The 12,901-nt window shown below is 39.4% G+C and carries 16 protein-coding genes; 1 reads left to right on the top strand and 15 read right to left on the bottom strand.

All coding sequences use genetic code 11. The annotated features are described in order from the left end of the window. Positions 1-24: 24 nt before the first annotated feature. On the bottom strand, positions 25-678 hold the full coding sequence (locus H7U04_RS10985; protein WP_201059796.1) for a hypothetical protein: 654 nt from the start codon (positions 676-678) through the stop codon (positions 25-27). A 240-nt stretch (positions 679-918) separates the two neighbouring features. After that, the gene (gene radC / locus H7U04_RS10980; protein WP_201059794.1) at positions 919-1,596 is read right to left on the bottom strand and encodes a RadC family protein; all 678 of its coding nucleotides are present in this window, start codon (positions 1,594-1,596) and stop codon (positions 919-921) included. A 263-nt stretch (positions 1,597-1,859) separates the two neighbouring features. On the opposite strand from radC, the gene H7U04_RS10975 reads away from it, so the two are divergent. Beyond that, positions 1,860-2,051, top strand: coding sequence for a hypothetical protein (locus H7U04_RS10975; RefSeq protein ID WP_201059792.1), 192 nt, complete (start codon positions 1,860-1,862; stop codon positions 2,049-2,051). 1,138 nt (positions 2,052-3,189) lie between these two features. Here the strand turns inward: H7U04_RS10975 and H7U04_RS10965 are convergent. From H7U04_RS10965 to H7U04_RS10905, 13 genes are all read right to left on the bottom strand, one after another. Continuing rightward, the gene (locus H7U04_RS10965; RefSeq protein WP_201059788.1) at positions 3,190-4,017 is read right to left on the bottom strand and encodes a hypothetical protein; all 828 of its coding nucleotides are present in this window, start codon (positions 4,015-4,017) and stop codon (positions 3,190-3,192) included. A 14-nt stretch (positions 4,018-4,031) separates the two neighbouring features. Continuing rightward, positions 4,032-4,529: a hypothetical protein gene (locus H7U04_RS10960; protein WP_201059782.1), complete on the bottom strand. Its 498-nt coding sequence runs from the start codon at positions 4,527-4,529 to the stop codon at positions 4,032-4,034. A gap of 141 nt (positions 4,530-4,670) precedes the next feature. Beyond that, positions 4,671-5,174: a hypothetical protein gene (locus H7U04_RS10955; RefSeq protein WP_201059780.1), complete on the bottom strand. Its 504-nt coding sequence runs from the start codon at positions 5,172-5,174 to the stop codon at positions 4,671-4,673. A 277-nt stretch (positions 5,175-5,451) separates the two neighbouring features. Next, positions 5,452-5,895 (bottom strand): type II toxin-antitoxin system HicB family antitoxin, encoded by a 444-nt coding sequence (locus H7U04_RS10950; protein WP_201059778.1) that lies wholly within the window; start codon positions 5,893-5,895, stop codon positions 5,452-5,454. Positions 5,896-6,109: 214 nt separating this feature from the next. Then, positions 6,110-6,337 (bottom strand): type II toxin-antitoxin system HicA family toxin, encoded by a 228-nt coding sequence (locus H7U04_RS10945; RefSeq protein WP_201059776.1) that lies wholly within the window; start codon positions 6,335-6,337, stop codon positions 6,110-6,112. A 212-nt stretch (positions 6,338-6,549) separates the two neighbouring features. Next, positions 6,550-6,885 carry a hypothetical protein gene (locus tag H7U04_RS10940; RefSeq protein ID WP_201059775.1) on the bottom strand — a complete coding sequence of 112 codons (336 nt, stop codon included), beginning with the start codon at positions 6,883-6,885 and terminating at the stop codon, positions 6,550-6,552. Beyond that, on the bottom strand, positions 6,882-7,064 hold the full coding sequence (locus H7U04_RS10935; protein ID WP_201059773.1) for a hypothetical protein: 183 nt from the start codon (positions 7,062-7,064) through the stop codon (positions 6,882-6,884). The genes H7U04_RS10940 and H7U04_RS10935 overlap by 4 nt, the downstream gene beginning before the upstream one ends. A 761-nt stretch (positions 7,065-7,825) precedes the next feature. Then, complete coding sequence (locus H7U04_RS10930) at positions 7,826-8,026, bottom strand: hypothetical protein (RefSeq protein WP_201059771.1); 201 nt, start codon at positions 8,024-8,026, stop codon at positions 7,826-7,828. Positions 8,027-8,312: 286 nt separating this feature from the next. Beyond that, entirely contained in the window at positions 8,313-8,810 is a 498-nt protein-coding gene (locus H7U04_RS10925; RefSeq protein WP_201059769.1) for a hypothetical protein, read from the bottom strand. 314 nt (positions 8,811-9,124) lie between these two features. Then, positions 9,125-9,343 (bottom strand): hypothetical protein, encoded by a 219-nt coding sequence (locus H7U04_RS10920; RefSeq protein ID WP_201059767.1) that lies wholly within the window; start codon positions 9,341-9,343, stop codon positions 9,125-9,127. Positions 9,344-9,434: 91 nt separating this feature from the next. Continuing rightward, positions 9,435-9,872 carry a type II toxin-antitoxin system PemK/MazF family toxin gene (locus H7U04_RS10915; protein ID WP_201059765.1) on the bottom strand — a complete coding sequence of 146 codons (438 nt, stop codon included), beginning with the start codon at positions 9,870-9,872 and terminating at the stop codon, positions 9,435-9,437. Between the two features lie 3 nt (positions 9,873-9,875). Beyond that, entirely contained in the window at positions 9,876-10,169 is a 294-nt protein-coding gene (locus tag H7U04_RS10910; RefSeq protein WP_201059763.1) for an AbrB/MazE/SpoVT family DNA-binding domain-containing protein, read from the bottom strand. A 1,424-nt stretch (positions 10,170-11,593) separates the two neighbouring features. Continuing rightward, the gene (locus H7U04_RS10905) at positions 11,594-11,851 is read right to left on the bottom strand and encodes a hypothetical protein (protein WP_201059761.1); all 258 of its coding nucleotides are present in this window, start codon (positions 11,849-11,851) and stop codon (positions 11,594-11,596) included. Positions 11,852-12,901 lie beyond the last annotated feature (1,050 nt).

Raw genomic sequence — 12,901 nt, 5'->3', positions numbered from 1 at the left:
TGAGACAGTCTCTAATCTCTCCCCCTATTCCTCCCCGTTCGCCCTGGTCTCGATCGTCGCCCTGGTTCGTCCTCGTCCCGTGCTAATTTTAAAAGAGGGCAGATTTTGCCCCCTTGTTTTTCTATGCAATTCGTACTGGACACAGCAGAGCATCCATTTTTTCCCCCTCCAGCAGCATGGGGCGAGTCTGGCACTCCTTTTCCTATTATGAAAATAGCAAGTCATCTCTTTGATTTTGAGACTGTCTGCCATGAGCAGAATTTCATATAAGTTTTTGAAATCCACATGAAATGCTCCTTGCTTCTTACCTTGGACAAGCTCAATTGTTTCTCCCACTACAAAATGGATTAAGCTGTTCCTGTTTTTGAAATTCGTTCTCTCTTTTCGGATTTGCTTAAGCAAATCCTTCACTGAGATTTTAACCTCTTCTCCTTTTGGGAAACCGTCAAATAACTTTGCAGCGTCAGGATATCCCTCTGACTGCTCAAAAGGTTTTACGGGGATATCTTCTTTAAGAATCCCGTTTTTGAATTTTAAAGCAACGTGAGTATTTGTAAAATATCCCACATCACCATCGACATGATATTTGTTTAATTGTGTCCTTATCCCTTTATGGACTTTACACAGACGTTTGCCAATCGTCTGTAATTTCTTTTCTTGTGTTTCGGTCAGTTCCATAATATCGAACTCCTTTGTTTAGTGTTGTTGTTAAGGTTTGCCGTTCCTTAACTATCTATATTGTAACACTTTATTTATATTTCGTCAACTCTTTCATTATTCTATTATATGCTTTTATATTATATTATATGCTTATATATTCTAGTTAATATAAATAATATTCTTATTTATTCTTTTCTATCGGTTTTCTATTGCTTTATGACATATAAAAATAGCATAGGCTTTACCTATGCTATCCCCTTAAATTTCAAAATCTTCCCTCTCCTCACGGAAAGAATAATATGTACCTTTCCCGATAATTAAATGGTCAAGAAGACAAATGCCCAAATCATCGCAGGAACGTTTGAGCTTATCTGTAAAATCAAGGTCATTCCGACTAGGATAAGTCTCGCCAGACGGGTGATTGTGAACTACAATCAAGGACGTTGCCATGAGATGACAAGCGTAGTGCAGAATCTCACGAGGTTCAGCAATAGAACGCCTTACCCCTCCGATAAATACCGTTTTTTGTTGAATAATACGGTTCTGCGTATCCAAATAGATAGCTACCAAATGTTCTTGGCGTTTATCCCCGATATCCAACATCATACGACGTGCGACCTGCTGACTTGACATGATTTGCTCCGTTCTCAACAACCCAGCTTTTTCTACCCTCTTTGATAGCTCTAACGTTGCCTTAATTTGCAACGCCTTTAGTTCGTCAACGCCTTGGATATCTTCCAGCTCTTTGACAGACAGGCTAGACAAGTCTTCCAAACTCACCATGCTATCGAGGGCATTTTCAGCAATCTCTAAGTCACTGACCTCGCCTTTACCCAATACCACACCAAGAATCTCTTGGTCGGTTAGTGTTTCCACGCCATAACACACTAGGCGTTGACGTGGGGAAATAGCTTCTTCTGAAATAACGTTATACATAGATAACTCCTTGTTTAGTGTTGTTGTTAAGGTTTGCCGTTCCTTAACTATATTTAGTATAACACTTTATTTATTATTCGTCAATATCTTTCTGCTTTTTAGAGGATTAGGCAACAAAAAAAGCTATCAATCTGATAGCTTTTCGCACTCTCTTACTGCACAAAAAAATTGCACTTTTTCCTTGTTTTTTACCAAAAACCACTTGACGAATGCTAATTAAAGAGTTATAATTAGTTATATCAATAAGGAAAGGAGAGAACGCTATGCAGGTCTTCGAAATTATCAAAGACATTGCTCAAGGGATTTTAACTTTGTACGGTTTGTTCCTTACTGTTAGATACAGTAACAGTAAGGAAAATCGTCAAAAAACGGAAGCTGAAGCTAGGAAGCTAAACGCTGAAGCTTCCCTTCTTGAACTCGAATACGAGAAGCAAAGAAGAGACCTTGAGCAATAGGGAACGGTAGCAGAGAGGGGCTACCGCCCCTTTCTGCTACCCTCTTTAACAGTATAGCAAAGAAATAGAGATATGAGTATTTATTTTATTGTTGTTGTGCTGGGCTTACTGCTACTTTCACCACTTATGCTGAAGGGTAGCATGGCAAACGTCAAAGCCCACAAATCAAAATGGCAAGCCCAAAAGCGTCTGAAAATCGCAAAGAGGAATTTAAAGAACCTCGAAAACATCGAAAAGCACAGTCACTAGGCGTTTTATGCCGTGAAAGTTCCTTGGTAGTAAGCTAGGCGGATTTATACTAGGTGTTCGAGTTGTAAGGCTTTCAAGCCTGAGACTCGCACGCCAGTAATAAGACAGCCTAGGTTACTTGCTACCAAGGAAAACATGGAATAAATAGCCGTATGGACGGTAAAAACCGTTATCTAGGGCGTTGCTGACCTTTTGAAAAGCCCAAAAGCTTTGAAAAAGGTGAATCAAGTGTTTTCTGACACGTGGCGCGTGCCAGTGCCTGCTTTGTCCTTATAATCGCCTATAGGCTTGTTATGGGCTATTGTCGTGCCTTGCTACTCTAGTAGCATACCAATAGACCCAGTGGACAGGAAACAAGCTACTATAGGGCGTTAGAGGGGGTTAAAGCTTACCAGAAAACGTCTGGGCTTTTCGCCAAACTCTCACAATCGCCTACCTTGAAAATATTAGAACAGACAAAAGAGCTGACCCCAAAAGGTTAGCTCTTTTGCCATTACAAGCCTAAAAGCTTGTAATGGTACTTGATAGCGTCGACCACGTGGCGCGTGCTTTGGATATTTAATGGGCTGATATGCTCATATAAGGCTTATATAAGCCCTTGTAATTGATAGGACGGCTAAACACCCACCCTACGCCGTTAAAAGCTACTTTTAGGGGTGCTATGGGGTGATATGACCTTGTTTGGTCGTTATCTAGGATAATCATTTTGACAAATAATTGTAGCGCTTTCAAAAATGCTAGTTTAACCATTGATTTTTAAGGCAACAAAAAGCCCCTTCCAGCAATTGCTGAAGAGGTTTTTCTTTATCTATTTGTCATCACTATAAGCACGCGCCCCCTTGTATTTCATACCTTGACTGTATCTTATATCTTGGTTGTATCTTGTGCCTTATGCTTGACTTACCCTTAAAATCGCTTTTACTTTTTCTTTGCTCATAGGCTGCACCAACTTTTCAAGTTCCTTATCGATCACTTTTAGGACCTCTCTTAATAGTCTTTGTTCAAAGTATTCTGCTAGCTCCTTAAAAACTATTTCCTGGGCACTATCTAGGGGCTTGTAATCCTTGTAAGTAATGCTGATTTCTTTTTGTTTTTTAAACCACAAAAAGCGTTCTTCCTCTCTCACTACCTCTTTTTTTCGTTCCTTCTCTCTAGATACTGCGATAACTCCAAAGTCATCACCATAATAAGCCCAATCATGCCAGATACCTTGCTTATCGCACTCAGCAATAACTGAAGGCACTGCTAGCGTTGTGCAATATAGCTCATGGCTTGCCCTTTGTCCGCTCCAGCGGTTTTTAGTATAAGTCAGCTCAGCCTTAGCTAGGGAAACCAATTTTATATCGCATCCCCTTAGTTCCTCTAAAACCGACCAGGTGGTAAGGTTCGAATAGCCTTCTTTCCCGTCTACCAGAATAATACTGCTAAACAAAGGGCGAAGACTGTCCTTCTCTTCTCCCTCGTAAAACTCTCTAGGTGTCTTGTATGTCTTATCACAGGACACCTCCAGGCGTTCTAACAGCTCACTATATCGAAGATTAAAGGTGTAATAGTTAGCAAAGTAACCATCATCGATTAACAGCACCTGCTGAATACCCCCTAGGAAGGGATTTTTAACGGTAATTCTGGCCATCTTTAAGGCGTTCCTTAACCGCCCTTTTAAATAGTCCTGAAGCATCATTTCCTGTTCCTGGGTTGTGACAAATGATTGAATCATAGTTATCACCCCCATTATTTCCAGTTAAAGCTTAACCCCAAGCCGTCAAGGTAGTTTGCTTTCTCGGGGTTGTTATAGGCTTCTTCTTGCTGCTTAGCAACGGCCATTACCTGGTCAAACGTCGCAAGGTCTGAAGACTTAAGGTCCTCATAGTGCTCAAAGTCGGGAAAATCCCCGTACTCTTTCACCTGGTAATAATCCCGATTGAAGTTAATAATATAACTTTGCTGATCACGGCTTAAGCCCCAAACCTGCCAGTCTTTAATAAAGACAACGTGGGTAGCATCGACAATAACGCCATAACCGTATCTTGTTTTGAAGACGTGGCCAGCAGCAATTTTCAAAACAGCGTTATTGCCATCCTCTGAAACATGTTGGCCCACTAGCTCTTTATATTGATTGCTGAGTTTTTTAACTTGTTCAGCTTTAAAGCCCTTGTATTTATAGTTCCCATCGAACTCTGCAAAGACGAATTCGTCTTTGCTATTGAATCCTGAATATTTACGTGCCATGTTTATATAGGCCTCCTTGTTTAGTGTTTTGTTAAGAGTTTGCCATCTCTTAACTCTGGTTATATTGTAACTCTTTATTTAGCACTTGTCAATGGTTTCATGTAAACAAATGCTAAAAAAGCAACCTTTTTGGGGTTGCTTCTAAAACTTATAGCCTACGTCTCCAGATAGGTAAGAACGGGCAATTGCCTGTTCATCATTTAACCAACCATTTTCCATACAGCGGTATAGAAACATCGTTTCATTGATAAACGTATAGAGGGCATGGTCCCAGGCAGTGACAAAGGCCTCAGGGTGTCTAGATAAGAACGAGTCCCCCAGGTATTTGACGTTAACTGACTCCAGGTCACTTGCCATAGCACCTGCAAGTCGGTGGTTCCCGTCAATGACGACCCCTTTTCTACCAGGATCATTTCTAATAGTAGCTACCAGGATTGTCGGGGGCTCTGTCACTCTATCGAACTCGCCATCTGCTACTGAAGTGTAATTGATTTGCCCTTGTCCTGGGCCAAACGTCTTTAAAGGGACCGCAGACGCTTGTTCATCTTCTACCAGTTTAGATATTGCATCGATATTAAACTGAATGCGTACATGGACAGCATCGAAAGAGATAAGGAAGCTGAAACACTGTAGCGACTGAATCACCAGCGTTTCTCTTGCCATTGCGTCATCAATGGCCTTTAAATGATTAATCCACCTAGAAAAATACTTTAGGCGCTTGTTAGGACTCTCAAAGATAGGGAACTGCATCATATAAACAAGCATAGCGTTATAATCCACGATTTCATATCTCTCATCCTCTAGTATAAACGGCATTCATTTTCCTCCTTTCTCGGCATCTTATCGCACGCGCAGCCAGGTTGTTTCCCTTATCAGGGATTTTCTCCCTTATTGTTTCGGTATCGATCTAGCGCGTGATTTATTATTTATTTACCTTTGCTGGTTCCGCTTTGTGGTATTGCCCCTCCTGAAGGGAGTAGCCTAATTTCTCCAGCAAGGCGAACCTTAAGACCTCACTGAAGTTATAGCCAGCATCTGCCGCCTCAGTAGCTAACCAACGTGGCAAAGAAGTATTCTTTCGAACAATTTGCTGAGCTGCTTTGTCCTGTAGCGGTGTAAGCCAAACACCTACTGAAACGACTGTTTCACCTTCTTGAGCTTGATTAGAAAATTCTGGTTCTGGTAGCTCTCGGCCAGTTTCGAGATATTCCGTAACCATCAATTTCAAGACGCTCTCTGCGCGTGTAAGAATCTCTTCGTAAGTTTCAGCATCTGTAAATACGCTACCCTTAAAATCTGGAAAGTCAGCATAATAGCGTTTATCTTCGTTATCGTAGCTGATAATAGCTGGATAATACCTCTTCATTGTTGTTCTCCTTCTTTCCCATTGGTTACTTGCTTTAGTTAATTTTTTACTTGGTATCGATATGGTCAATTACGTTTGTTAATTAATTTTTTACTTGGTATTTCGTGATCTAGTTGTCTACCATAATGGCAGACAACTAGCCAGTGTTGACAATAGTTGTCTCTTGATTAGTCATTACATTACTCCTCCTTTCATTAGTTTTTTGTTGCTGGGATTAGTTATTTTTCTTTTTTTGTTTCTCGAGCTCTTTAAACATATCAATCCCAGTTGCTCGAGATACATTCTTCAAGGTCCCTTTAGGGACAGTCTTTTGTTTGGCCAACGGGAACGTAACTCCGTCATCGTTCTTAAAGAGTTCGTGTCTTCCATTGAACCTAACGCTATAAAAACCGTGTTTTTTTAACACTTTTTCGACTTCACGTCGATCTGGTAAAAATGCCATATCGAATACCTCGTAAAATTATTTTTTGTTGCGTACAATTTATGCACGTCTTATACTTATATATTACACCATATCCTTATTCTTGTCAATAGTTTTTGCGCACTTTTTTTGCACTTTTTTCTAAACAGCTATTTTCACGCGCAGCCTTGCTGTTTAAAGGCAATGTCAGCATGACAACAAAAAAGAGCGACGACGTGGCCACTCTCTCCTGGTTAAAATATTCTGTTTTGTTCTTCTAGTCGCTTAAGTAGCTCTCCTAACGTTAGTCGTTCATACTTAAGTTGTTCTAACTGTTTGTAAAGCTTCTGCCACTGCTTTAATTGGTCTTGATACTCTTGTTCATCTTCTGCATCCCAGGGAAGGCCTGCGCTCTCTCTAACGGGTTCAGTTGCTGAAAAATAGTCTGTGATAAACTCAGTGTCAATTTTTCGGCCATCTACTACCTCAAAATAAGAGTATATGGCAAATACTTCATCTTCCTCACCAAATAAAGCGATATCTTCCAGGACCTCTTCAATTAACTCTTCTGACTCATAAGATACTTTCATTCTGATTCCTCCTTTAAGCGTTCAGAAATTAGGGCCTGGAGTTCCTTTAAATCCTCTTCTGTCGCATTGTTTCTGATGAAACTACGCGCAGCCGAACGTTTTGACAGATAATTTCTGTGTGCCTTGTTTTGTTCTGCCCATTTCTGATTCGCTTTTTTCTGTGATTCTGATACTGCCATATTGTTGCCCCCTTATTTTGCTAATAACCACCAGGCAAGTAAAACAACTGCTACACCGATAAGGAACGTGACTTTTTCCCTTCGTGTGGTTTTTCTGACTGTTACTTTCATGTGGCCATTCTTATAAATGATCTTGCCGTTGTTTTTCATTTTTTCTTATGTTAGAATACACTAAACAATAGCTAGGAGCTTTCGCTCCGAACTATCATTTCCAAACGATGGTTATTTTGATGAAAAAGATATTAATTTCAATGCTTAACTCTTTCATTTGTAGCCATCGTTTTTTATTGTGTTTAGCCATTCTATTTCCTCCTATTTTTGTTAAGGTTGCCTGTCACTCAACCTTACATTTATATTATAGTACATGTACTATATAAAGTCAACCCCTTTTTTGATTTTTTTCTTGTTTTTATAACTTTTTTTCTAGGTATTACATACACTTTTATAGGATACTGCTACGTGTGTGATATAAGTTAGCTCTTTATAGAGCTATATTATCCCCTTACAGGGGGTATCAGCAGAGTTCTAATTAGGTTATGTTATCAGTCTAGGATATACAAAAAGCCCCAGGCTAAACCTGGGGCTACTGTCGTTCTTGAAATATAAAGCGAGTTCTTTAATATGGCATTTTGAATTCACCGTTTAAGCAGTAACAGAATACTCACACTATTTTCGGTGAGCAGCGCCATTACTGCTCTTAGCGGTATAACCGCTTTTCCTTCTTTAACCATAAGTTCTGACACTTATGGTTTATTGTTACCTTACTCAGAAAGCAAATCGATGCCAGTAACGGCAGCGATACGTTTCAGAGTCCCCTGGTGAACGGGGGCGTTTTTCGCAAGGGGGAACGCCTTCCCTTCTTCGTTACTAAAGAGTTCGAAGAGTTGATTGGTACGAACAACTTCGTAACCGTGTTTGTTAAGTTTTTCGACGATAGAACGTCGGTTTACAGCTTTTGCCATAAGAATACCTCTTTCTTTATATTTAATTAGCAAAGGACGACAGTGCAGGCGTGCTTATTGCATCACGTACCTACGTTTTTTATCATACCACGTACAGAATAAAAGTAAACCCTCCTTGTGGATTTCAGGTAATTTAAACCACGCGCGTGATATATGCTTTCTCTTTGATTGCTTTATTATCCCTCATAGGGGCTTATAGCTAGCACCTTCTTTTGGGGCAGTGTTTATCGGACCAGGGAAGTCGTTCACACGCAAAAAAGGCCCTTTCTGGGCCTCTAGTGAGCATTTAAGACCTTATACGTTCCTTCACCTCTCTATCTATCCCCTCTTTGATGATTTCGGCCTTATAAGGCGATAAATAGGCTTCTAGTTCTTGTTGCGTCATGGTTGCTAGATAGCCCAGGCCGTTTTTGGCTTGCTTGTCTTTTAATAAGCAAAGATAGCCCTGGGATGGTGCTTGGTCTAGCGATAGTTTACCAGCTTTATAACTATCCTCTAGAATGGCTAGAAACTGGCTGGAGTCGCTTAATAGCTTTTCTTCAATCAGATAAGTCAGCAATCGATCAAAATATCCTGGTTGATCATCAGCACCATAAGGATATATTTCTGCGATTCCAAAACGGTCTGTTTCCTCGTAGCGTATCAGCTCCCTAATTTCGGTTTGATATGCTACTGTATCTTCTATCAGCTCTCTAGTGATTACTTGTCCTTCAGGATAGTTATACGGCTCTATAGGGGCGTTCTCATAGGGTGTATAGCTGTAACTGTGATATAGCGTTGTCATCGTGTCTCTCCTTTATCTTTGATGATAAGAGTATCTTAGACTATTCCATTGTCTTTTGTAAGGGAGTGACATAGGTTGACTTGCTGGAACGTGTGCTGGGCTACTTTTGGCCAGTATGGTATAATAGCTATTGTCGATTAGGATTTGTCCATGTCTCCTCATGACAGGATTGGTTGAAGTTTTCCTAAACGGCTGAGCGGAGTAGTTAACCGCTCTTTTTTTATGCTCTTTATAGCTTCAGTTAGTCTGGCTTGGGTTTAAGTTTATCACGCGCGTGAATGTGCTTCTAAGGCGTTTAAATGCGATAATATAGGCTAGTCAAAGATTGCACGTGCGTAGTGGTCCGACAGCTCTTGATAGCGACCAGCAATGATTACAGTCGCTTCTTCCTCGGTCAGTATTCTATCCGTCTGTATCAGTTGAAAGAGCTTATAGAACTTACCTCGATACTCAATATAGACACGGCACCAGACTTCAGGGCCATAAGTGCTGCGGCCATAGTGGTCTATTTTTACTCGTTTTATAGTGATCATTTTCTGTCCTCCTGCTTATCTATTCGTAACACTTTAGAAAAAGCTGGAGGCTTTTTGATAAAAAGAAAAAACACCCGTTGGGTGCTCGTTTTTACAGTCTTTCTGTCAGCATGTTATGCTTACCAAGAATTTCCAGGATTTCATCTTCAGTGACTTTCCCAAAATACTTGTAAGGCCTTGCTGCCAAGTCAAAAGAGTGTTCCTGAAATGGTTCTGCATAACCAGTGACATGTGGGTTATCTGCTGTAGTGGTTAAAGCTACCGTCAAGTCATCATCAAAATTGACTGATTGAACAAGCACTGCCTTAGCTAAACCAGTAACACAAATTGCTGGGTTATTACTGATGATCACGGCTGGATGATAGTATTTCTTCTCTCGGTTCCCTCGTTGGTTAGACGTGGTTACATCGAGCTTGATGATATCACCTTGTTCCAGGTTCCGATAATATGTCTTCTCCTGCATGGTCTGGCTTGAAACAGCATCTGATGGCTGTTCGTCTGGGTTGGTTTTAATGAATAAGTTATTCATTTATTAGAAAACCTCTCTTCCCACTGGCTCTATGTCAATGGGCTTTCTATGATTTTTATTTATCAGCTGAAAATCATGTTTTTCAGCGATATCACGAATATTAAAGGTTGGCACTGGACGTTTTTCCTCTTTTTTTTCCAGTACCAAGGTGTTCTGGTCAGTCAGGTGCATTACAAGGTTATCACCTGCTGTCAGGTCTAGAGTGCTTGCAACCTTTGCTGGGATAAGCACACCTAACCCATTTCCCCACTTGCGGACAGATTTCGTCTCTGTCAGGACGGTTTTACTCATAGCCATTTTATTTCTCCTTATGTCCTCTTATAGTTTATACTATGTTTAAACATTTGTCAAAGAATAACCGTGGATTGAAAACCATTAATAGAAATATCACTTTAGGACTCCTTTAGTTGCTTGATATTAATGACTTTTCAGCTAGTAATAACTTTCATCTAGCAATATCTGACTTTATCTGACCTTTAGGGCAAAAAAATAACGCTAGTAACCACTCCAGCGCTAACATTTATTCATTAAAACCATCTTCAGTATAGCATGGAAAGAGGGATCCTACAAGGATATTCTTAAATTTTCTTTGTTTTTAGTTGTTTTTTGAGGTTATTTACCCTGGTCCTAATCACGCGCCAAATAGCTATTTGAAATCTTATAGATTTCTTCCAAAAACCTGCTATAATACCTTTGTAGGCTTAATCCACCTACTCTTTAACTTTTTCCAGTCTCTTTGTTATCCTTAATGCTTAGAGACTTATCGACTCTCACTCACAATCCTAATCTCCTAAAGGGAATTTTTTGAGAGTACCATATTAAAAAGCTAGGTTTCTTTTTCTCCCTAGCTTTTTTTGTGTCTGAACTTAGGGGCTTGCTGATTGATGCCTTATGAAGTGCTGGCGCTTCTTTCAGCATTTACTGACTTTTTTAACCTGGTTTAAAGAGGCAATATCAATTACGTATTTATGCTATAATATCCTCGTAGGTTATTAGCCTACTTCATAAATCAAACTTTTCTTTTGTACCTGGTTGACTCCGTGCTTTTTCAGGTACAACTTAATCCAGGGACGGCCTTCCCTGGATTTTGTTTTTTCTACTAATCATCTTCTTGAATCTCTATTATATCTCAAGACTTCCACGCGCAGCCTGGTAGTTGATTAGGTGTTTAGTCTAGGTATTTAACCAGGATCAGGCCAATTTCTTGGATCAGCTGACTTCTAATTATTCTCTCTTTGTTCATCTGACAAAGGGTTGATATAATAGCGTTGTAGGCCTTATCCGCCTACCCTGTAAATCAATAAATTTCTAGTCTCTCGGATTATATCCTTAAAATCCTAGAGACACCTCCTACTTACCTTCACTAATTCCAGTCTGTGATCGTCTTAGAAGCACCCAGGGTAATCTCCCCCAGGTGCTTTTTTGCTTGGTAAAATCATCTTTGAAAAAAATAGAATACCTACCAGTTGCAATTGAATACCACAAAAGCGTAAAAAGGCTTAAATGTGGGATGCAGTCACATCGATTAAAAACCCCTTTTTGTTTCTATTCTTTTAGCGATGGCTAAAACCTAGTATCGCCAAGGAGTTATAGCTCTTTTATTTCAGGAATAAAAACCCCCTCCAGCGAATAGGAACCCTGCCAGTTGCATCCGATATAGTCCTTCTTCACGCGCTGGCCCTTTTACCCTCTAGCAGGCCTAAAGGAGCTGTCTGGTTGTGTCAGCGCCCAAGAAACAAGCGCAAAGCGTTTATAACTAAATCTAGAGCATTGATCAACAATACTTCACTTACTTCCGTCTTCTGGGTGTCATGTTTAGCGTTGTATTTCGACGATCTACGAGTAGTAAGTGCTACTATTAATAAAACAATGATGGTCCATAGTACAATGACAAGTGTTGTTGCTAACTCTAAAAACTGAAGTAAATTCTTGTTGTGTTGAATAACTACATTCAACAAATCTTTGATAAAATCTGCCATTTTGGCCTCCTTACATTGACAAATCTATTATGCTCGATTTTATTTTGAAAAAAGAAAATTTTTGAAACCATAAAAATTTATTTCTTCTTCATTGCGTTTGTGCTCTTTATTCTAACCAATCTTTAGCACACCATTTTAAAACTAACTTTAGTCAGTCTTGTAAATTCTGCCATAAAAATCACACTTTTTTTGCCAACTTTATTATGCTCGATTTTTTCTGTGAAAAAGAAAATTGTTTAAACCATAAAAACTTTTTCTTCCATTACGTTTGTGCTTCAGCTTTTTTGTGTCTGAACTTATGGGCTTGCTGCTTGATACCTTATGAAGTGCTGGTGCTTCTTTGCAGATGACGTTTAAACTGAGATAGTCCCAGAGCAGCACGAAAAGCCTTGGTGATTTTGATACAACAAGGCTCTAATTTCGTCTCACAATCGTTTCTAGCACGCGCAGTCCTATTCCTCCTACCCTTTCGTTTTAGAGGGTTCTATAGGTCTGTCTGTGCGTCTGAGAATGTTTAAAATAGTTAGTACGGCTATCCAACAAGTCTTATGATTAAATCAATAAAGTCAAAGATAAGTTTGTAAGCAATCTTATTCTGCTTCTTGATGATATGTTTTCCCTGATATTGTTTTGATTGATACAAAACTATCAAGTCATAAGTTATTCTTGCCAACTTAGATAAGATTAACAAGATTGTTTTACAGTCCTCATGACTTAAATGTTTGATTATATCGATAGTATTATCTAACATACTATATTTTCCTTTCTTATGTTGTTATACCGCTTTCTTCAGTTTAAGAGATAATAACTTTTCAAGCAGTAAGGTGACATTTAAAGTTTGATTGATATATCTATTACATTTGCATAAGTCCCCTTTCGTTATTTTGTGTGATTAAGCGGTTAATGTTAAGCACACTATATATAGATCAATGTGGCGAATTTCGAAATATCATTTCGAATTTTGTTTTTCACTGCTTGCTCGGTGTTTTAATTTGGTTTCCCTTGGCAGTATTTATATGTCCTGGTATAGACTTAATATGCTCGGTGTTT

Origin of the sequence: Streptococcus sp. 22.1 (assembly GCF_016648645.1) — a bacterium.
Lineage (GTDB): Bacteria > Bacillota > Bacilli > Lactobacillales > Streptococcaceae > Streptococcus.
This window is presented reverse-complemented; position numbering and strand designations above follow the sequence as displayed.